The organism is Streptococcus mitis, from assembly GCF_008763935.1.
Taxonomy (GTDB): domain Bacteria; phylum Bacillota; class Bacilli; order Lactobacillales; family Streptococcaceae; genus Streptococcus; species Streptococcus mitis_DB.
Genome location: NZ_VTQF01000002.1, coordinates 292503 through 314128, shown reverse-complemented (window position 1 = coordinate 314128; position 21626 = coordinate 292503). Strand labels below are relative to the sequence as shown.

Sequence of the window (21626 nt, the reverse complement as noted above, 5' to 3'; positions counted from 1 at the left end):
TCCACATTCGGTACTGTATTTCTTTTACTCTCATTCTTAAGTTAAATTATTAAAATCCCAGATTTGGTCCATCCAACCTTCATAAAAGTCTGGTTCGTGACAGACCATAAGGATAGATCCTTTGTATTCTTTAAGAGCGCGTTTGAGTTCATCCTTGGCATCCACATCCAAGTGGTTGGTCGGCTCGTCCAGCACTAAAACATTGTTTTCACGATTCATCAAGAGACAGAAACGAACCTTGGCTTGTTCCCCACCTGACAAGACCTGAATTTGGCTTTCAATATGCTTGGTTGTCAAACCACAACGGGCAAGGGCTGCACGAACTTCTGCTTGGTTGAGTGCAGGAAAGGCATTCCAGACAGCTTCAAGTGGTGTTTGACGATTGCCACCTTCTACTTCCTGTTCAAAGTAACCAAGTTCTAGGTAATCACCTCGTTCAACTTCCCCAGCAATTGGCGGAATAATCCCCAAGAGACTCTTCAAGAGAGTTGTTTTCCCGATACCATTAGCACCGATAATGGCAACCTTTTGATTGCGCTCAAAGGTAAGATTTAAAGGCTTAGTCAGAGGACGGTCGTAACCAATCTGCAAATCCTTGGCTTGGAAGATAAAGCGCCCTGGCGTACGAGCTGATTTGAAATCAAAGGATGGTTTTGGTTTCTCACTTTGGAGTTCGATAATATCCATCTTATCCAATTTCTTCTGACGAGACATGGCCATGTTTCGTGTTGCAACACGCGCTTTGTTCCGAGCAACAAAGTCCTTGAGGTCGGCAATCTCTTTCTGCTGACGTTCGTAGGCCGCCTCCAGCTGGGATTTCTTCATGGCATAGACTTCTTGGAACTGGTAGTAGTCACCAGAGTAACGCGTCAGCTGTTGATTTTCCACATGATAGACAATATTAATCACATCGTTCAGGAATGGGATATCATGTGAAATAAGGACAAATGCATTCTCATAGTTCTGGAGATAGCGCTTGAGCCAGTCAATATGCTCAGCATCCAAGTAGTTGGTCGGCTCGTCCAAAAGCAATATATCTGGCTTTTCAAGGAGAAGCTTAGCCAAAAGCACCTTGGTTCTTTGCCCACCTGACAAAGAAGTTACATCCGTATCCATTCCAAAGTCCATGACACCAAGGGCACGCGCCACTTCGTCAATCTTAGCATCCAAGGTATAGAAATCACGACTCTCCAAACGGTCTTGAAGTTCTCCAACTTCTTCCATAAGTGCATCAACATCCGCTCCGTCTTCAGCCATTTCCATATAAAGGTCATTGATTCGGACTTCTGCTTTAAACAGCTCATCAAAAGCTGTACGGAGCACATCACGCACCGACTGCCCTTCAGCAAGGACAGAGTGCTGGTCCAAATAACCAGCAGTCACATATTTAGACCATTCGACTTTCCCTTCATCTGGCAACATCTTACCAGTTACAATGCTCATAAAGGTTGATTTTCCTTCACCATTAGCACCGACCAGACCGATATGTTCTCCCTTGAGGAGACGGAAGGATACATCTTCAAAAATTGCACGGTCACCAAAACCGTGACTCAGATTTTTAACTTCTAAAATACTCATTTTAATTCCTTATCTTGTTTTTATGTAGTTGTTTATAGAGGAGCCAAGCCAGATAGCCACCCAAGGTATTGGTCCACAAATCATCAATCTCAAAGACGCGATTGAAATCAAAGAAAAGGTCCAAGACTAACTGCGTACACTCGATTCCAAGACTCACTAGAAAACTGAAAAGAAGAACTCTTTTTGTTTTCCTTAAGTTTGGAAAGAGATAAAGGAGTTGGAAAACAAGAGGAAAAAGCAAGAAGACATTGAGGATATTTTGTAAAAAAATCCAAAATAATTGTCCTACATCACTCACTTCGCCCAGTTTCCAGAGAGAATTGAAAGGAGTCAAAAGAAAAACCAGGCGTCCAAGATGCTGAATACCTGGAGTTTCCACTCCCACGGGAGAATGTTCTTGAGGAGTAAAGCAAAAATAGACGATACAAATGCTATAGAAAATGACTCCCCAAACCAAAATATGATTATAAGTTTTCTTCATCATTAAGGATTGACTGCTGCGACTGCTTTCTGGCGGTCACGTTTCATTGTGTTAGAGCGCAATTGTCCACAAGCTGCATCAATATCTGTACCATGCTCTTGACGAACAACACAGTTGACCCCTTTTTTCTTAAGCGTATCATAGAAGGCCAGGACGCGCTCTTTAGGACTACGGCTATATTGGTCATGCTCACTAACTGGGTTATAAGGAATCAAGTTGACATAAGACAATTTCTTGATGTTCTTGAGCAATTCAGCCAATTCTAAGGCTTGTTCTACACCGTCATTTACTTCATTGAGCATGATATACTCAAAGGTTACACGACGATTGGTTGTTTCGATATAGTACTCAATAGCAGCAAAGAGTTTTTCAATCGGAAAGGCACGGTTAATCTTCATGATGCTTGAACGCAACTCATTGTTAGGTGCGTGAAGGGAAACGGCAAGATTGACCTGAACTCCTTCATTAGCAAAATCACGAATTTTATGGGCCAAACCTGAGGTTGAAACCGTAATGTGACGAGCACCGATAGCCATTCCCTTGTCATCATTGATGGTACGGACGAAATTCAAGACATTGTTGTAGTTATCAAAGGGCTCACCGATACCCATGACAACGATATGGCTGACGCGTTCGTCCTGACCACGCTCATCAAAGTATTTCTGAACCAGCATGATTTGTGCTACGATTTCACCGTTATTGAGGTCACGTTGTTTCTTAATCAAACCAGAAGCACAGAAGGTACAACCGATATTACAGCCGACCTGAGTGGTCACACAGACTGACAAACCATAGTGTTGACGCATGAGTACTGTCTCAATCAACATACCATCAGGCAATTCAAAAAGATATTTAACGGTACCATCAGCAGACTCTTGAACGATACGCTGTTTCAAGGGATTGACCACAAATTGGTCATTGAGCTTAGCAATCAAATCCTTTGACAGGTTAGTCATTTCTTCAAATGACTGGACACGTTTACGATATAGCCATTCCCAAATTTGGTCTGCACGGAATTTCTTTTCTCCCTGCTCCAAAACCCATTCCTGCATGGTTTGACGTGTTAAACTATAAATTGACGGTTTCATTTCTTCTCCTTATTCTCTACTCACTTCTGACGAATGATAAAATGACGTTGCCCCTTGTCCTCTTTCTGAGAATGCTGGTCTTTCTGACGACGTCTATTTTTCTTATCTGCATTCGGTTTTCGTTTTGTTTGAGCCGGTTTCTTTCCTTTTCTAGAAGGTGTTTCTTCTTCCTTCTTACGTATTTTCTTGTCAAATGATGCTCGCTTAGGGGCTTCATTTTCTAAGACAAAATAAGCACAACCATAACTACAATACTCTAAAAGGTAGTCTTGTAAACGACTGATTTTTTCAAGTTTTTCTTCTGTTCGATCATCCTTGTAAAAACCTCGTAGGCGAAGCTGTTCGTTGCTCCAGTCTCCCACGATATAATCAAACTTTGTTAAGACTTCTGAAAAACGCTGATTAAAAGCCGTCACATCAAAGGCATCCTTGATATTTTCCACCAAGGAAAAAGCTATCCCTTCCGTTTCGACCTTGTCCCCATGTAAATGGAACTCAGGACCAGGAAACTTGTTATAGTTGTATAATTCAGGTGCAATTTCTTTTCGCATAGATATCCTTTTTTCACGATTACTTAATACTTTATTCTACCATAATTTCTAGCAGTTAGCACGTTTCTCATAAAAATGAAAAAAGTCTGACGATTTTGTCAGACCAAAATAATATAACCTTAAAAAGAGAAGAACAATTCTTCCCTCCAACTATCATTATTTAGCAGCTGCGTACAATTCATCTACTTTGTTCCAGTTGATCACTGAGAAGAAAGCTTTGATGTAGTCAGGACGCACGTTGCGGTATTTCACGTAGTAAGCATGTTCCCAAACGTCCAAGCCCAAGATTGGTTTTTTGCCTTCTGAGATTGGTGTGTCTTGGTTTGCTGTTGAAGTCACTTCAAGCTTCCCTTCTTTGTTGACAACCAACCATGCCCATCCTGAACCGAAACGAGTTGTTGCTGCTGCAGTGAAGGCTGCTTGGAATTCTTCAAATGAACCAAATGTTGCATCGATTGCTGCTGCAAGTTCTGCTGATGGAGCTGTTTTTTCAGGAGTCATCAATTCCCAGAAAAGAGCGTGGTTCAAGTGTCCACCACCATTGTTGATAAGCGCTTGACGGATATCAGCTGGGATAGATTCTACATCAGCAAGCAAGGCTTCAAGGTCTTCACCGATTTCAGGGTGTTTTTCTAGAGCTGCATTGGCATTGTTGACATAAGTTTGATGGTGTTTGTCATGGTGCAAGTGCATTGTTTCCGCATCGATGTATGGTTCCAAAGCGTCGTATGCATATGGAAGATCTGGTAAGATAATAGCCATCTGTAATACCTCTTTTTCTTTCTATATGAAAATGATAACGCAAACATTCACTTTTTTCAAGTTTTTTGCTTATAGATAAGGAAATCACTGAAATACTTTCTAATAATACTCTTCGAAAATTTCTTCAAACTGCGTCAACGTCGCCTTGCCGTAGATATATGTAACTGACTTCGTCAGTCTTATCTACAACCTCAAAGCAGTGCTTTGAGCAACCTGCGGCTAGTTTCCTAGTTTGCTCTTTGATTTTCATTGAGTATAAAATAAGCAAATCAGCAAGAAACCCATGACAAGATAATCTTGACACGGGTTTTAGTTTCAAAAAAATATCAATTTACCTGACAAGCAATCTGTAAGAGTGCCTTTTCAAAAAGGAAACTCTTTTCATAAAGACCTGTTTTAATCTGATAGTCTGTCTCAATCAAATAAGAAATAGCTTGCTTCAAAAAGCTCAAGGAAAGTCCTCTTGAATCTCTCAGCGCAAACTTAATCTGATAGGGATTTGGATTGCGTCCGAGAAAACTTCCTAGACTACTTGCAATCTGAGATTCTGCTTGTCCAGACTCCGCCAAGATTTTCACCTGAGTAAAAGTCCGAAATTGTCCCAGCATAACTGCAATCAGTTTAATTTCATCTTCACCTTGCAAGGTCAAGTCTCTAACCAAATCGCGCGCCTGGTCCATCTTTTTAGTCAGAATAAACTGAGTTAAATCAAAAATATTGTCCTGCAAGGTCTTGGGAATAGCATTGACAATATCCTCTTCCTCGATAACAGAGTCTTCCTTATAGGACTGTAAAAAGAGGAGATTTTTCTGGACTTCGCTAAATTGAAAACCCGACTTGACGAGAAGATTTTCAAAAGAATGATTGGCAAACTGCAGACCTTGTTTCTGGCTCCACTTTTGGAAATACTGGCGCAATTCTTGTTCTTTTGCTTCTACTGCATCAAAGACCTTGGCATCACGCTTAAGTAATTTTACCAGCCGTCTTTTACTATCCAGTTTTCCTTCTGCAAAGATTAACAACTTGGTTGTTGGTGAAGGGTTATCAAGGTATTCCTCAAACGACTTGAGTTCATCATCTGTTAAAAAGCGTTTCTTGGCTGTTGTGATATCGACAAAATGATCCAATATCACGATTTTCTCATCAGCAAAGAAAGGAAGGCTGACCAACTCCAGTTCTACATCTTTGTAAACTACTTCTTTCATATCAAAGTAGGCAAAGTTGAGGTCAGCAGAATCATAACCAATCTGTTTCAATACTTGACTCTTCATAACTTCAAACTGACCCTGGTCTGTCCCTGTAAAAAGGCTCAGGTTCGGTAGATTTGCTAGAGTCAGTTTTTGACTTTCTTCAATGGCTAGCATCTTCTCTCCTTTCTTCTGATTTTTCGATTTAATTTAGTCAATATAGCGCAATTTCCCACGGAAATCTTCTAGGCTTTCGTACCCTTTTTCCGCCATGATTACTTTCAGTTCATTGGTAATGCGGTCAAAAGCACTGACTCCTTCTTTGTGAAGAGTGGTTCCCACCTGCACCATACTTGCTCCACAGAGGATATGTTCAAAGGCATCACGACCAGTCAACACGCCACCTGTTCCGATGATTTGGATTTGAGGGTTTAAGCGTTGATAAAATGCGTGAACATTAGCAAGAGCAGTCGGTTTGATATACTCTCCACCGATGCCACCGAAACCATTTTTAGGACGAATAACGACAGACTCATCTTCTATATAAAGGCCGTTTCCGATAGAGTTAACACAGTTGATAAACTTGAGTGGGTACTTGTTAAAAATAGCTGCCGCTTGGTCAAAATGAACAATATCAAAATATGGTGGCAATTTAATTCCAAGAGGTTTGGTGAAGTAGGCAAATACCTCTGCCAAAATCCGGTCTGTTGTCTCAAAATCATAGGCAATCTGAGGTTTACCTGGAACATTTGGACAGGAAAGATTTAGCTCAGTCAGACCACGAAACTCACTCTCTTGGACTTTTTTCAAGATAGTATGGGTTTCCTCTGGAGACATGCCAACTAGAGATAAGAAGAAAGTCCGGTTCGGCTCTTTTTCCTGCAGATCCAAAAGATAGTCCAAATAATAATCTAAGCCATTATTCGGTAATCCCATAGAGTTGATAGAACCAAGGGGAACATCTTGATAGCGTGGCTCAGGATTTCCCTGACGAAAGTCCAAGGTCGCTGTCTTCGTGACAAAGGTTCCTGCCGCTGAGTTTTTAACGCCCTCTAACTCCTCTATCGTCATACAAGCCACACCTGCTGCATTCATCAAACAATTGTCAAACTCAAAACCAGCAATTTGTGTTTTCGTTGATACCATGATTCTAATCCTCCAGATTCCTTTTATTGCTAATATTATACCATATTTTCAGATTTTCTCTTTGAGAAAGATATTTACAAGAAAAAGGTTCGTTTTTTATCTATTTTCAAAAAGTCTCAAAACTAAATTGATAGAATTTTTAGAAAATTTTTGTTTTTTCTCTTTACAGTTAAAAAAAATTCTGCTATAATGACACACATAATTAAATTAGAATTTAAGGAGAACGATATGACATCTGCTAAAGAATATATCCAAAGCGTGTTTGAAACTGTAAAAGCTCGTAACGGGCACGAGGCTGAATTCCTCCAAGCTGTTGAAGAATTTTTCAACACTTTAGAACCTGTATTTGAAAAACACCCTGAGTATATCGAAGAAAATATCTTGGCACGTATTACTGAACCAGAGCGCGTGATTTCTTTCCGTGTTCCTTGGGTTGACCGTGATGGAAAAGTTCAAGTAAACCGCGGTTACCGTGTTCAATTCAACTCAGCTGTTGGACCATACAAAGGCGGACTTCGTTTCCACCCAACTGTAAACCAAGGGATTTTGAAATTCCTCGGATTTGAACAAATCTTTAAAAACGTTTTGACTGGACTTCCAATCGGTGGAGGTAAAGGTGGATCAGACTTCGATCCTAAAGGTAAAACAGATGCTGAAGTGATGCGCTTCTGCCAAAGCTTCATGACTGAATTGCAAAAACACATCGGACCATCACTTGACGTACCTGCTGGTGATATCGGTGTAGGTGGACGCGAAATTGGTTACCTTTACGGTCAATACAAACGTCTTAACCAATTTGATGCTGGTGTCTTGACTGGTAAACCTCTTGGGTTTGGTGGTAGCTTGATTCGTCCAGAAGCAACTGGTTACGGTTTGGTTTACTACACTGAAGAAATGCTCAAAGCTAACGGTAATAGCTTTGCTGGTAAGAAAGTGGTCATTTCAGGTTCTGGTAACGTTGCTCAATACGCGCTTCAAAAAGCAACTGAACTTGGTGCAACTGTTATCTCTGTATCTGACTCAAATGGTTATGTCATCGATGAAAATGGTATCGACTTCGATCTATTGGTTGATGTTAAAGAAAAACGTCGCGCTCGTTTGACTGAGTATGCTGCTGAAAAAGCAACTGCAACATATCACGAAGGTTCTGTATGGACTTACGCTGGAAACTATGACATTGCGCTTCCATGTGCGACTCAAAACGAAATCAACGGTGAAGCAGCTAAACGTTTGGTTGCTCAAGGCGTTATCTGTGTATCTGAAGGTGCCAACATGCCAAGCGACCTTGATGCCATCAAAGTTTACAAAGAAAATGGAATCTTCTACGGACCTGCTAAAGCAGCCAATGCCGGTGGTGTAGCCGTTTCAGCCCTTGAAATGAGCCAAAACAGTCTTCGCCTTTCATGGACTCGTGAAGAAGTTGATGGCCGTCTCAAAGACATCATGACAAACATCTTCAACACAGCTAAAACGACTTCAGAAACATACGGTCTTGATAAAGACTACCTTGCAGGAGCTAACATTGCTGCCTTTGAAAATGTAGCAAACGCTATGATTGCACAAGGTATTGTTTAAGATTCATTTGCTTAATCCTCAATCGCTTCGATTGGGGATTTTTAGCTTGAATTAAAAAGTTGGAAAATTACTTACTCGCCCCCTTTTTTGCCCCTTCTTGAACAAAAAGAAAAACCGCTACTCCTAAGAATAGCGGTTTAATCATGTTTTTAAGCTACTAATGTAGTCGCTCTATTATTTAAGAGTAACTGAAGCTCCAGCTTCTTCCAATTTAGCTTTGATTTCTTCAGCTTCTGCAGTTGCAACGCCTTCTTTAACAAGTGCTGGTGCACCGTCAACAAGTTCTTTAGCTTCTTTAAGTCCAAGACCTGTGATTTCACGTACAACTTTGATAACGCCAACTTTTTTGTCGCCTGCAGATGTCAATTCAACGTCGAATGAATCTTTAGCAGCACCAGCGTCAGCAGCACCAGCTGCAGCAACAGCTACAGGAGCAGCTGCAGTTACACCAAATTCTTCTTCGATAGCTTTTACAAGGTCGTTCAATTCAAGGATTGAAGCTTCTTTAATTTCAGCAATAATGTTTTCAATGTTCAATGCCATTGTTATTTCCTCCAAATATGTTTTAAATTTATAATATTTTTTGTAGCTAGGCTACGCTGCGTAGCTTAAGATTAAGCTGCGTCTTCTTTGTTGTCTGCAACCGCTTTGACTGCAAGAGCAACGTTGCGCACTGGCGCTTGAAGTACAGAAAGGAGCATAGAAAGAAGTCCTTCGCGGTTTGGAAGAGTTGCAAGTGCAAGAATCTCTTCTTTAGATGCGACAGCGCCTTCGATTGCACCACCTTTGATTTCAAGTGCTTCAGCGTTTTTAGAAAAGTCGTTCAAGATTTTCGCTGGTGCGATAACATCTTCGTTAGAAAATGCTACTGCAGATGGTCCAACAAATACAGATGCAAGGTCTTCAAGACCAGCTTTTTCAGCTGCACGACGCAAGATTGAGTTTTTAATCACTTTGTACTCAACTTCGCTTCCACGAAGCTCACGACGAAGAACTGTATCTTGCTCAACTGTCAAACCACGAGCGTCTACAACGACGATAGATGCAGCAGCTTTCATTTTTTCAGCTACTACGTCAACTAGTTCCGCTTTTTTAGCAATAATTGCTTCACTCATTAGTGTGTTCACCTCCGTTATTATTTTGCTTGGGGAATTTTTCCAAAAGAAAAACGCGCCCAAACCTAGACACGAAAGTACAATACGCTTCTTTTTACATGATACGTTTTGTCCTCGGTAGGATCCTTATGAGTCGAGCTCCCCTACTGTCTTAGGCAGTTTTTTCAAACCGTATATAAGTATAGCATAGTCAAAAAAAGAATGCAAGATTTTTGCAAACTTTTTTTAAAAATTTTTTCGTGATTTTTCTTTTAAAGTTCTACTGTTAAGACTTGACCTTGCTTAACAACCTGTTCTCCGCCGATATAGACATCATCAACATCACTGGATTTAACAGCATAAACCAGGTGAGAGAGCATATTTGCCTGAGGTTGAAGATGGATTTTCCCTTGTGGTTGGATGACCAGAAAATCTGCTTTCTTGCCAACTTCCAGACTTCCTATCTGATTTTCCATTCCAAGGACCTTGGCCCCTTCGATTGTCAGTGCCTTGAGGGCTGTTTCGATTGGAAATTGGTTGGCATCCTCACTTTTCATCTTCTGAAGAAGGGCTGCAGTCCGTCCTTCCTCAAACATATCTAGATTGTTATTGGAGGCAACCGAATCTGTCGCAATTCCCACAGCCACTCCTGCTTTTTGAAGTTGGATGATTGGAGCAATTCCTGATGCCAGTTTGAGGTTACTGATAGGATTGTGGGCAATAGACACTTGAGAAGTTGCCAAGCGTTCAATTTCTCTCTCGTTTAATTCGACCCCGTGAGCAAAGACAGACGGATGATCTAAATACCCCAGTTCTTCTAGAAAGGCTAAGGGGCGTTTGCCGTAGCGTTTCAGGATAATGCCTGATTCCTCCTTGGTCTCCGCCACATGGATATGGATTGGAATAGCAAGCTCTTTCGCCATATCTAAGCTCGTTTCCAGCAAGTCTCTATCACAGCTGTAGGGAGAATGTGGGGCTACCATCACCTTGAAATTTGGATTTTTATATCCAATAATTTCCTCAATGATTGCTCGAGTTCTGCTTATAGTTTCAGCAGTTGTCTCTGTCTCCGAAGAAAAAAGAGTCGGTGAGAAATAACAACGCATCTTGGAAGTTTTCACTGCCTGATAAATCCGCTCAATATCCACACCATTGGTATTATACATATCGTTGAAGGTTGTTGTTCCCGACTGGAGCATTTCTATCATAGCTTCTTTAACCGCTCTTGTTGTCATGTCGGGAGTAAATCCTGCTTCTGCAGGCCAGATATAATCATTGAGCCATTCATGGAGATTGCTATCATCTCGGATTCCTCTCAATCCTGTCATAGCAGAATGTGTGTGGCAATTAACCAAACCAGGCATAATCCAGGCTCCCTGATAGTCTATAATCTGCTCAGCTTGCTCTAAAATCTCTGACTTCTCTTGACCAACATAGACGATTTGAGAATCCTTAACTGCTAAGATTCCATTCAGATAAACATGGAAATCTTGATCACAAGTCACGATATTTACATGCTGATAGACTTTCATTCTAGGCTCCTTTTCTAAAAGACAATTTATACTCAAATTCAAACCACTTCAGATTCATCTTGCCGTAGATATATGGTTACTGACTTCGTCAGTCTTATCTACAACCTCAAAACAGTGTTTTGAGCTGACTTCGTCAACCTTATCTACAACCTCAAAGCAGTGCTTTGAGCAACCTGCGGCTAACTTCCTAGTTTGCTCTTTGATTTTCATTGAGTATTACAGTGAATAATTTTTCTAGCTATTGTAACAAAAAAGTCACCCGAAGGCAACTTTTTTCGTCCATAAACTTTCAAAAGAGAATGGATTATTCAGAGCTAAAAGCGGCAGCTTGCTGCATATGGTAATACTTGCCCTTTCGAGCCATGAGATCCTGATGATTACCATGCTCCACGATGTCACCATCCACCAAGACAAGAATCAGATCCGCATCCTGAATGGTAGACAAGCGGTGGGCAATGATAAAGCTTGTACGCCCCTTCATGAGTTTTGCAAAGGCATCCTGAACCAGCACTTCTGTCCGCGTATCAATGGAAGAAGTCGCCTCGTCTAAGATAAGAATCTTTGGAATAGCCAGAAAGACTCGGGCAATTGTCAAGAGCTGTGCTTGACCGACAGAGAGAGATTCTCCTGCATTTTCCAACTTGGTATCATATCCTTGTGGCAACTGTTGGATGAAAAAGTCCGCATTGGCTGCTTTGGCAGCAGCAATCACTTGCTCCCGACTAGCATCAGGATTGCCGAAGGCAATATTGTCATGAATGGTCCCTTGCTTGAGCCAGGTTTCCTGTAGCACCATGCCAAACTGCTGGCGTAAAGAGGCACGACTATAGTCATAAATGGAACGACCATCCAGCAAGATAGCTCCAGAGTTAATGGGATAAAAACGCATGAGGAGATTGATAAGAGTTGACTTGCCAGCACCTGTCGGACCAACGATGGCTACCTTACTACCAGCTGGAATATCAATAGATAAATCCTTAATCAAAATCTTTTCAGGATGATAGCCAAAAGAGACATGTCTAAAAGAAATAGCTCCCTTAACTTGGTCACTGGTCAACTCTTCCTTACCACTTTCAGCTACCTCAGGACTCTCTAAGACTCCATAAACACGCTCTGCACAAGCGAGAGCACTTTGCAACTCAGCTAGCACTGAAGAAATATCGTTAAAAGGCTTGGTGTACTGTTGAACATAGTTCAAAAAAGTCACTAAGCGTCCAATGGTCAAGGTAGAGCCTATCATGATACGATAAGCTCCCACTCCAGCTAGAAGGGCATAAATAAGCGCATTTACAAAGCGAGTCGAAGGATTAACCGTTGAAGAGTAAAATATGGCCGACTGCGAATAGCCTGCGTAGTTGTCATTAGCCTGACGCAGTCTTTGGATAAAATCTTCTTGAGCATTAAAGGACTGGATAATGGTCTGCTGGCTCAACGATTCTTCAATTAATTGTGTCTGAATCCCCCTTGTCTCTGTTTGCTTTTGGAAGAGATGATAGGAGCGTTTGGCAATAAAGCGTGAGATTACCATAGACAGTGGCGTCAACAGCAAGACTAAGAGAGTCATGAGAAGATGAATTTGAAGCATGGCCAAAATACTAACCAAAATCATTAAGACGCCAATAAAAAATTGGTTAAAAATCATTGTCAAGCCAGCTGCCAACTGTTCGATGTCTGTGGTCACACGACTGACCATCTCTCCACTTCCTTGCTGATCAACAAAAGCAATCGGTAACCGATGGAGCTTATGGATGATTTGCTCTCGCAAGTCTCTGGTATAAGAGAAGATTAGGCGATTATAAATAAGAGGATTTATCCATTGTACCAGTGTATTTCCTATGACTACCAAAATCATCTGTAGGAAAATCTGCCAAAAAACTGGTGAAGAGCCAGTCACTAGGACTTGGTCGATGACCTGACCAATCAAGATAGGAAGATAAATTGATAAGCCAACTTGGGCAATAGTTCCTAGGAAGGCTAGGAAAAGGAGGAAGGGATGGCTTGCTAAATCTTTTGCCAAACGTTTGAGAGTCTGGTTTGCAGTTTGTCGTCTCATGCTAGCCCTCCTTTCCATGTTGGGATGCATTGATTTCGCGATAGACTTGACTAGTCTTCATCAAGTCCTCGTGCTTGCCGATAGCTAGGAGCTCACCTTTTTCCAAGAGGAGAATCTGGTCAGCCATCTGAAGTGTCGACGTTCTTTGAGAAATCAAGATTAAGCTCGTATTTGGCAAATTTTCTCGAATAGCTTTCAAGAGTCTAGACTCGGTAATGGTGTCCAGCGCCGAAGTTGCATCATCTAGGATGAGAAACGGAGTCTGGCGCAAGACTGCTCGAGCGATAGACAGTCTTTGTTTTTGACCACCTGAGAAATTTCGTCCTCCTGCCTCAACTGGAGCATCCAAAAGTCCTTCCTTTTCACTGACAAAATCCTTGGCTTGAGCAATTTCCAAGGCATGCCAAAGTTCTTGGTCCGTTACTTCGTGATTGAAACCTAGAGTCAAGTTGGAACGAATAGTTCCCTTAAAAAGTTCGACTTTTTGGGGCACATAGGCAATCCATGACCGCCACTGCTCCAAATTAAGAGGACTACGTCCATCTCGATAAAGGTCAATGCTCCCCTTGTCTGCTGGATAAAGTCCAAGAATGAGTTGCACCAAACTTGATTTACCAGAACCCGTTCCCCCAATAATACCAAGGATTTGCCCTTGCTTCATATCAAAGGAAATGTCTCTCAGAGAAGGCTGGGCCGCATCAGGATAGGTAAAGGTCAGTTCTTGAACTTGTAAAACCTGATTGCTGGTAACTTGCTTTTTCTCTAATTCTGAATGGATATCCTCTGGAGCTTCAGAAAAGACTTCCTCGATTCGCTTGGCTGAGATATAGGACTGGTTAAGAGAATTGATCAGCATGGCGAGCTTAACCAATTCCACCAAAATTTGTAAGAGATAGTTGATAAGGGCAATCAGGGCACCCTGACTGAGTAAACCTCCTTGAATTGAAATATAGCCCTGCCAAATGATAACGAGGAGGGTTCCATTCACAATCAGATAGGTCAGAGGGGTTAATAAACTAGACCAGAAACCCGTCTTTTCTTGCAATCTAGCATAGACTTGGTTAAGGGTTTGAAAAATCTGTAACTCTCGTTTTTCTTGACCAAAAGCACGAATGACCCGCATGCCTTGTAATTGCTGGCGCGTTTCCTGAACCAGTTGGTCCGTTTTCTTTCTGAGACTGCTGTAGAGAGGGTTAACCAATCGAGAGAGCCCTACAATGACGATTGTCAAAATGACAACCATGACTAAGAACCAGAAAGTCAGTTCAGATGAGATTCGATAGGCCATAAAAATGGCTCCAAAAACGATAATAGGCGCTCGTAAAAAGAGACGCAGGAATTGATTGATACCAGTCTGAATCTGGTAAGTGTCCGAAGTCAAGCGAGTGACCAAGCTAGAGGTTGTCAAACGGTCTCTACTGTCCTTAGGTAAAGATAGAATATGACGATAAAGGTCATCTGTCAGTCCTTTGGCAAATCCAACAGCAGCCTTAGCTGAGTAAAACTGGGCTATCAAGGCCACTACAACGCCAATCACTGCAAAGATAAGGAGTAGGCCAATCTGCATCCAGAGATGACCTTGATTTTTCTGGGGCAAGGATTGGTCAACAATCCCAGCAATCACCATGGGAACCAAGAGTTCAAAAACAGCTTCTAGTAGTTTGAACAAGGGGGCTAAAATGGATTCCTTGATGTAGGGTTTAAAGTAAGATAATAGGTGTTTCATAGATCCCTTCTATTCATTTTCTAGAAATGAAGAAAGTGGGAAGCACCCACCCTCTCTGATTTATTTGTTTAAGTAAGGTAGTAGATAGCCATACCCTGCTTCTTCCATCTCATCCTTGGCCACAAAGCGCAAGGAAGCAGAATTGATACAGTAACGGAGGCCACCAAACTCACGCGGTCCATCTGTGAAAACATGGCCCAAGTGAGCATTCCCCGACCGAGAACGAACCTCAATTCGCTCCATTCCATGACTGAGATCCTTGTAATAATGAATCAATTCCTTGGAAATCGGACGGCTAAAACTTGGCCAACCACAACCTGAGGCAAACTTATCCTTGGCAAAAAAGAGTGGCTCACCTGTCGTAATATCTACATAAATTCCCTCTTCAAAGGTTTGGTCATAGGCATTGGTAAATGGAGCCTCTGTGGCAGCTTCTTGGGTAACACGATAGGATTCTTCAGATAAACTGCCCTTTAACACATCTTGACTAGGCTTTTCATAGTTTGCTGCATCAATCAATGGCTTCTCAGCATCGGTCACATCGATATGACAGTAACCTGAAGGATTCTTCTTAAGATAGTCTTGGTGGTAATCTTCAGCAAGAATGTAGTGGCGAAGTTTCTCCACCTCTACTGCAATCTTTCGACCAAGCATGCGCTCCTGCTCCTGCACCACTGTGTAGATAGCAGGTAGGTCTGATTCATCCTGGTAATAAATCCCAGTTCGATATTGGCGACCACGGTCATTCCCTTGTTGATTGATTGACAAGGGATCGATGACTCGGAAATAATAAAGTAAAATCTCTCTAAGTGACACTTCCTTCTCATCGTAAATCACTTGAACCGTTTCTGCATGGTCTGTTTCCTTTAGCAACTGGTAATTGGTCGTTTCAACTTGTCCATTAGCGTAGCCAACACTGGTTGCTAATACGCCAGAAATTCGGGAAAAATATTCCTCTAGACCCCAAAAACAACCACCTGCTAGATAAATTTCTGCCATCTTTATTTCTCCTTTATCAAGTTTGTAACTAGACTTCTTTTCAAAAAAAGATAGGAAGCCCTCAGGTCAAGAGTTTCCCCATCCTATCATCTATTCTTTATTTTGCTTCGACACGGACACCTTGGGTATCAACTTTCAAGCCATGAAGTTTTCCTTTGAAAGGTTGCTTTTCCAATTCTGCCTTAATCGTTGGCATCTTGTCATGAGAAGCCAAAACCATAACTGTCGGCCCAGCACCAGAAAGGTAGGTTGCATAGGCACCATTTTCTTTGGCTACTTGCTTAATCGTTGCAAATTCTCTCACCAAGTCCTGACGATAGCGCTCGTGGAAGAGGTCGCCCTCGATTGCTTGCCCAGCGGTCACCATGTCTCCTGCCAACAAGGCTGCAACCGCCACATTGGCGATAGAACTAGCCGCAACAGCTTCCTTGTAAGACAATTTCTTAGGCAAGACGCCACGGCTGTCTCGAGTACGCAATTCATAGTTTGGAATGTAGGCTAGGAAATCACACTCTGGGAAGTCTGCTACGATAGCAGAAACTTGCCCTTCAACGGAACTTGCAATAACGAGATTACCATAAATGGCTGGAGCCACATTGTCAGGATGCCCTTCAATCTTTGTCGCTAACTGCAATTTTTCATGGTCAGATAAGTTGAGATTCCCCAGTTGGTTAGCTAGTTCAATCCCAGCAACGATAACCGAGCTAGAAGAACCCAAACCACGCGCCAAGGGAACATCACTGGTCATTTTCAAGCGTCTTGGTTGCAAGTCTGGTACAATTTGTAAAGCAATTTTTAGTAAGAGATTACGCTCGTCATGAGGAATCCATTTGCCAATCTGGTGTTCAATCAACCACTCTTCTCGTTCTTCGCAGACCTCAATTTGAAGATACTTGGTTACAGCTACACCGACCGAGTCAAAACCTGGCCCGATATTGGCACTGGTTGCAGGTACAATAATCTTCATCTTATTCTCCTAGCACCTTGAAGGTATTCAAGAGGTCGAATTCTGAAACCTTCTTCAATTCAGCTGAGACATTTTCAAGCTGGGCTTTATTAATCTTGTGTGTGATGATCACGACACGCGCCTTGTCACCTTCTTTTCCATCTTGAAGGATTTGCTTGAAGGAAATATCTTGGGCATTAAAGATTTCAGCCAACTTCAAGACCTGACCTTTTGAGTCTGGAGCCAAGATTGAGAAGTAGTAATTTGCTTTAACATCTTCAGGATTTGCCAAGACCAAGTCACGGCTATATTCGTTGAAGTCTTTGCCAATGGTTCCATCATTCAGGCGACGAACGATACGGACAATATCCGCCACAACACTTGTTGCAGTTGGTTTTTGACCAGCACCTGGTCCGTAGTACATAGACTCACCGATACCGATAGATTCTACAAAGACAGCGTTCATTACCCCATTTACACTGGCAAGTGGATGCGCTTTAGGAAGGAAGGTTGGAGTCACTTCTGCAGCAATTCCTGAAGAAGTTTCCTCGATAGAACCAACCAATTTCACTACATAACCCAAGTCTTGGGCTACAGCTACGTCTTCTGGTGTGATGTTACGAATTCCCTTGTGAGCTACATCATCAAAGGCAACCTTCATGCCAAAGGCAAATTGGCTCAAAATCACCATCTTGTAGGCTGCATCAATCCCATCTACGTCATTTGTCGGGTCGCTTTCTGCAAATCCTAGACGTTGCGCTTCCGCAAGAGCATCATCGTAAGACCAGCCTTCTTCCACCATCTTGGTCATCATGAAGTTAGAAGTTCCGTTGACTACTCCAAGCACGCGCGTGATTTTATCAGAAGCCAAGGAATTTGCCAAGGTACGAAGAATTGGAATCCCACCAGCTACTGCTGCTTCGTAGTAAAGTGCTACCTTGTTAGCTTTAGCGATTTCTAACAATTCTGCACCATGGACAGCCAAAAGGTCCTTGTTAGCAGTAACAACGTGTTTTCCAGCTTCCAAGGCACGAGTGATAAAGGTTTTAGCAGGTTCGATACGCCCCATCAATTCCACTACGATCGTAATGTCTTGATCTGACAAAATGTCATCCACATTGGTTACAAAGTTAAAGTCATTCCCTGCTGCAAGCAAGCGATTCTTTTCATCTTCATCCTTGACCAACACCTTGGCAACTTCAATCTCTGAATGTGCTGATTGATTGATTTTTTCTCCATTTTCCTTTAGGAGGAAAGGCACACCACTTGCAACGGTACCAAATCCTAGTAAAGCAATTTTAACTGTCATGTTTGTCTCCTCGAAATTTTCTAATATAGCCATTATAACAGAATTTTGTGAAAATTCCTATTATAGTAAATCACTATTTCAGTCTAGAAAAGAAAAAACGAATCAAACGATTCGCTCTTCTTAAAATCTAGAAATAGCTTTCCAGAAATGATTATCCAATCTTTTGCAGATTAAGCACTGCATCGTGATTCATCAAGACTTGGCCATACTCTTGCAAAACTGAACGACTGATATCACTATCGTCCGCAAACTCACGCATACGAGCCAACAGCCAAGCTGGATATGGACTTGGATGATTTTCAATATCCACTAAAATGGTCAAATAATAGCGCTCGTTCATCTTGTAGAGTTCAGAAGTTTCCATCTCAAAAGTCACTGTCTTAGCAAAAGACACCAAGTCAGCCAACTTAGCAAAAGAAAGGATGTAATAGATGTAAGGCTCTTTCTTGCTTTCAACTTCTTGTTCAGCCTGCTCTTGCTCTTCTTCCTTGGCTTCGACTTGCTCTAGAGATTGAATGGCTTCTATATCATCCTTGGTTTTGTCTGCGATGCTTTTTTCCAAGGTTTTGATAAATTCATCTGGCGACATTTGGGCTAATTCTTCCATATCTGGTAAATCCGATAAGTCTTCAAAATCTAGATTTTGGTCAATCTTTGATTTGGTTACAAAGACATCTACCTTATCAGGTTTTGGAGTCACACGGAAGCTCAACATGCCTGTATCCAAAAAGCTCTCAGGCATCTCTAACTCATCCAAGATGGCATAAAAGAACTCTTCTGTTTTTTCTTGAGGAACGAGAAAGTCAGCAATCTCCATTCCTCGATCCATCAAATCTTCTAAAGACATCGTGATTTTTAAAGTTGTATCACTGATTTGTTTCATTTTCATTGCTAGTAACCTCATACTTTCAGTTCTATCTATTATACTAGATTTTTACGATTTTATCAAAAGAAGGCTCCTCTGTCGGGATAGATTTTCCCTAGGGTAACTTCTGTAGAAGACTCTAAAAGAAAATTTCTGCAGAAAAATAGAAAAAGCCTTCAAAATCGGCTCTTAGCCAACTTTGAAGACCTAATACATCAGAAAGCTTATAGTTTAAAGGTTGCTACACCGAGGATAGAACGATTTAAGTTTCTGAGAATTTGAAGACTTTGCTCAAATTTCTTATAACGAGTCACTCCGTATTCTTCAACAAGAAGGACTGTATCTCTTTCTAAAAGAGATGGCACATCTTGTAAATCTACAAAATGCATTCCTTTTAAAGTCTCTTGATTTTGTTTCAATTTATCTAGGATAGCTTTGTTTGAGCTAACGATTGTTAATTCTTGTCCAGCATTTTTGTATGACAAGACATCTGCTAGGTTGGCAATTGTTGTGATCTCTGTTACAAAATCAATTTGATATTGAGAAAAATCACCTGCTCTATTGATTGTTGGATTAAAGAGATAAACCAATACATTTCCCATCACAACCAAAATCACACAGACTACTCCAATAACAGCTAAACGGAGAATCAAATTCTTCACATTCAATCCAAGCGCTGTCTCACCATTTGCATTCAATTCTTTAGAGTTGATGGTTTCCAATTTTTCAATTTTTACATTTGCATAAGTGTGTTTAAATTTCTCAATCAATCCATCAATTTTTCGCTCCAACAAGTCATTAGCATCTTTACTTGGTGTCAAAATTTTCACACCAACCCCTGCATCGTCAATCATATAGTAGACGGTCAATTTTTTCCACCAATAGTCACTTGTAGAATTTTTCAAGGTTGTCTCTGTCGTATCCAATTCACTGGCAATTTTTTTCAACTCACTCGGCTCTACATCATTGAAAAGATAAGCTCCATTCAAATTCCCATCAATCAATTTTCCGTAGAAATCACTATAACCACCAATTTGATGATTCAAAATCGTTTTAGCTGAATCTTCTGGAGGGGTGATTTTATAGCTAATATAAGTTGAATAACTTGTTGTGTCTTTGACAGTGTTTTTATTCTTAACTGCTTTAATTGTAAATGGTACAGCAATGAGAGCAAATAAAGCGATGAGAGCTAGAATATTTGCTTTTCGTTTTTTATAAAGATTTGCAAACAAATCAGCTACTGAATAATGTTCAAACATGATTTTTTTCTCCTTTGTTTAGTAGATACTGGTTCTCTTTTGTAAGCATTTTTGCTACGAATAGAATCACAAGAACAATTCCCCAGAATTGCATTGTAAATAAATTGAAGAAACTTTCTGAAAAGCTACTTCTTGGCATAAAGAATAGATTATTCAAGATGAGTAGGGACAAGGCAAATAGAATTGTTCTTGAGCGGTAGGCTACTTGCAACATGGCTATAAATAGCATACCGAGTAAGAGACTAAGTAGAAAGACTCCTATCATACCATAGTCTGTATACAACTCCATAATATAACTACTTCCGATACCATGTCCTTTCAAATATTCCTTATTCAAAACAAGATAGGATAGATTGTGGGCATAACTATTACTATCGATAGCTAGCTCTACACTATTGGTTGTATGCTCAAAGGCTTTTCCTCCGAAAATGGCCCCCAAACTCCCCCTTGCAAAATAATCAATAACAGGACCAAAAGTAAAATTGCGTAAATCTCGGTAAGGGAGGCTACTGTTAAATAGAAAGCCTCGAGCCAAAACACCAAAACTGGTTCCTTGTTTATAGATAAAGTCAAGCAGGATATCCCAGAAACCTGTATGGGAAACCTGGACATTATCCCGTACATAATTGAGTATTCCCATCGCTAACATGAGAATAGGAGAACCTACAAAAATCGCTAACTTCTCTTTAAACCCAATCCATTTTCCCTTTTCAGTTTGCTCCCGCATAAAGTAATAAACAAAAGCAAATAAAATACTTAAAATAAAGGGATTTCGTGTCCCGATTGCCAAATGAATAGTATTAGCTGCAATAAAGGAGACAAGCACTGCTGTTGCCTGCAATTTCTTTGGCTTGGTTGCCAAATACATACACATTGCATAGACCGTAAATGTTGATAAGATATAGGTAAAATAAGGCAGTTTACTTTCAAAGTTTGCATAGTAGGCGTAGTAGGAAGTCTGCAAGCGATACAGGAGTCGTTCAAATAAGCGAATAAAATAGAAAGGATAGGTTAGAAGAAAAACTCCTAGCGATACAAAGCGCAACCGCTTGATGTAAACCTCTTTTAGAGAACTTTCTATCTTCGATACTTGTATTTTCTTTCTAGCTATAAAATAGCGAGCTAGGAGCCCCCCTGTGGTCAATCCCAATATCGAAACCATGACAACTATAAAGGCAAAACGATAGGCTATGGGATGATAGGTATCCAAAGCGCCATCTCTAAAATAATCAATGGTCGGCCTTGATACCAGAAATACAAAAATAGTTAAAAAGAAAATAAAATGGATTAAGTAATACTTGATATCATTCCAACAAGCAATTAAGCTACTAACCAGTAAGAACAATAAAGTAGAAAGCAAGCTAACATTGTTATTATTAAACAGATACACAATTCCACTTACTAGCGTCAAGGCATAACTGACTATGGTCAAACTAAATAATAATCGTTTTCCATCAATCACTTGCTCACCCCCA

At 40.9% G+C, this 21626-nt stretch carries 19 protein-coding genes and 1 other annotated feature; of the genes, 1 reads left to right on the top strand and 18 read right to left on the bottom strand.

All coding sequences use genetic code 11. From position 1 onward, the window contains the following. Positions 1–36: 36 nt before the first annotated feature. From F9B91_RS04285 to F9B91_RS04250, 7 genes are all read right to left on the bottom strand, one after another. Entirely contained in the window at positions 37–1578 is a 1542-nt protein-coding gene (locus tag F9B91_RS04285; protein WP_049499635.1) for an ABC-F family ATP-binding cassette domain-containing protein, read from the bottom strand. Between the two features lies 1 nt (position 1579). Further along, positions 1580–2062 carry a VanZ family protein gene (locus F9B91_RS04280; RefSeq protein ID WP_150922591.1) on the bottom strand — a complete coding sequence of 161 codons (483 nt, stop codon included), beginning with the start codon at positions 2060–2062 and terminating at the stop codon, positions 1580–1582. Continuing rightward, on the bottom strand, positions 2062–3147 hold the full coding sequence (gene rlmN / locus F9B91_RS04275; RefSeq protein ID WP_000804760.1) for a 23S rRNA (adenine(2503)-C(2))-methyltransferase RlmN: 1086 nt from the start codon (positions 3145–3147) through the stop codon (positions 2062–2064). The genes F9B91_RS04280 and rlmN overlap by 1 nt, the downstream gene beginning before the upstream one ends. A 20-nt stretch (positions 3148–3167) precedes the next feature. Beyond that, positions 3168–3698, bottom strand: a complete 531-nt coding sequence (locus F9B91_RS04270; RefSeq protein ID WP_125393009.1) for a YutD family protein — start codon at positions 3696–3698, stop codon at positions 3168–3170. A gap of 156 nt (positions 3699–3854) precedes the next feature. Then, a complete protein-coding gene (sodA, locus tag F9B91_RS04265) occupies positions 3855–4460 on the bottom strand; it encodes a superoxide dismutase SodA (RefSeq protein ID WP_000974733.1) in 606 nt (201 codons plus the stop codon). Between the two features lie 326 nt (positions 4461–4786). Then, positions 4787–5824 (bottom strand): DNA polymerase III subunit delta, encoded by a 1038-nt coding sequence (gene holA, locus F9B91_RS04255; RefSeq protein ID WP_045611321.1) that lies wholly within the window; start codon positions 5822–5824, stop codon positions 4787–4789. A 33-nt stretch (positions 5825–5857) separates the two neighbouring features. Next, complete coding sequence (locus F9B91_RS04250; protein WP_150922589.1) at positions 5858–6793, bottom strand: dihydroorotate oxidase; 936 nt, start codon at positions 6791–6793, stop codon at positions 5858–5860. Positions 6794–7021: 228 nt separating this feature from the next. Between F9B91_RS04250 and gdhA the strand changes: the two genes are divergently transcribed. Next, a complete protein-coding gene (gene gdhA / locus F9B91_RS04245) occupies positions 7022–8368 on the top strand; it encodes an NADP-specific glutamate dehydrogenase (RefSeq protein WP_000199532.1) in 1347 nt (448 codons plus the stop codon). A gap of 174 nt (positions 8369–8542) precedes the next feature. On the opposite strand, the gene rplL is transcribed toward gdhA, so the two are convergent. The 11 genes from rplL to F9B91_RS04180 form a co-directional block, all read right to left on the bottom strand. Beyond that, on the bottom strand, positions 8543–8911 hold the full coding sequence (gene rplL, locus F9B91_RS04240; protein ID WP_001196965.1) for a 50S ribosomal protein L7/L12: 369 nt from the start codon (positions 8909–8911) through the stop codon (positions 8543–8545). 71 nt (positions 8912–8982) lie between these two features. Next, on the bottom strand, positions 8983–9483 hold the full coding sequence (gene rplJ, locus F9B91_RS04235) for a 50S ribosomal protein L10 (RefSeq protein ID WP_001287277.1): 501 nt from the start codon (positions 9481–9483) through the stop codon (positions 8983–8985). 38 nt (positions 9484–9521) lie between these two features. Next, positions 9522–9657 (bottom strand) — a sequence feature (ribosomal protein L10 leader region). Between the two features lie 77 nt (positions 9658–9734). Next, positions 9735–10994 (bottom strand): TRZ/ATZ family protein, encoded by a 1260-nt coding sequence (locus F9B91_RS04225; RefSeq protein WP_150922588.1) that lies wholly within the window; start codon positions 10992–10994, stop codon positions 9735–9737. Positions 10995–11298: 304 nt separating this feature from the next. After that, positions 11299–13047, bottom strand: coding sequence for an ABC transporter ATP-binding protein (locus F9B91_RS04215; RefSeq protein WP_150922587.1), 1749 nt, complete (start codon positions 13045–13047; stop codon positions 11299–11301). Between the two features lies 1 nt (position 13048). After that, entirely contained in the window at positions 13049–14773 is a 1725-nt protein-coding gene (locus F9B91_RS04210; RefSeq protein WP_150922586.1) for an ABC transporter ATP-binding protein, read from the bottom strand. Positions 14774–14833: 60 nt separating this feature from the next. Next, positions 14834–15772: a peptide-methionine (R)-S-oxide reductase MsrB gene (gene msrB, locus F9B91_RS04205; RefSeq protein WP_150922585.1), complete on the bottom strand. Its 939-nt coding sequence runs from the start codon at positions 15770–15772 to the stop codon at positions 14834–14836. 97 nt (positions 15773–15869) lie between these two features. Continuing rightward, on the bottom strand, positions 15870–16739 hold the full coding sequence (gene thrB, locus F9B91_RS04200) for a homoserine kinase (protein ID WP_045606091.1): 870 nt from the start codon (positions 16737–16739) through the stop codon (positions 15870–15872). A 1-nt stretch (position 16740) separates the two neighbouring features. Beyond that, complete coding sequence (locus F9B91_RS04195) at positions 16741–18027, bottom strand: homoserine dehydrogenase (RefSeq protein WP_004257316.1); 1287 nt, start codon at positions 18025–18027, stop codon at positions 16741–16743. Between the two features lie 151 nt (positions 18028–18178). Beyond that, positions 18179–18916, bottom strand: coding sequence for an adaptor protein MecA (gene mecA, locus F9B91_RS04190; RefSeq protein WP_049552484.1), 738 nt, complete (start codon positions 18914–18916; stop codon positions 18179–18181). A gap of 200 nt (positions 18917–19116) precedes the next feature. Next, entirely contained in the window at positions 19117–20151 is a 1035-nt protein-coding gene (locus F9B91_RS04185; RefSeq protein WP_024056232.1) for a hypothetical protein, read from the bottom strand. Further along, complete coding sequence (locus F9B91_RS04180) at positions 20144–21613, bottom strand: O-antigen polysaccharide polymerase Wzy family protein (RefSeq protein WP_150922584.1); 1470 nt, start codon at positions 21611–21613, stop codon at positions 20144–20146. The genes F9B91_RS04185 and F9B91_RS04180 overlap by 8 nt, the downstream gene beginning before the upstream one ends. Positions 21614–21626 lie beyond the last annotated feature (13 nt).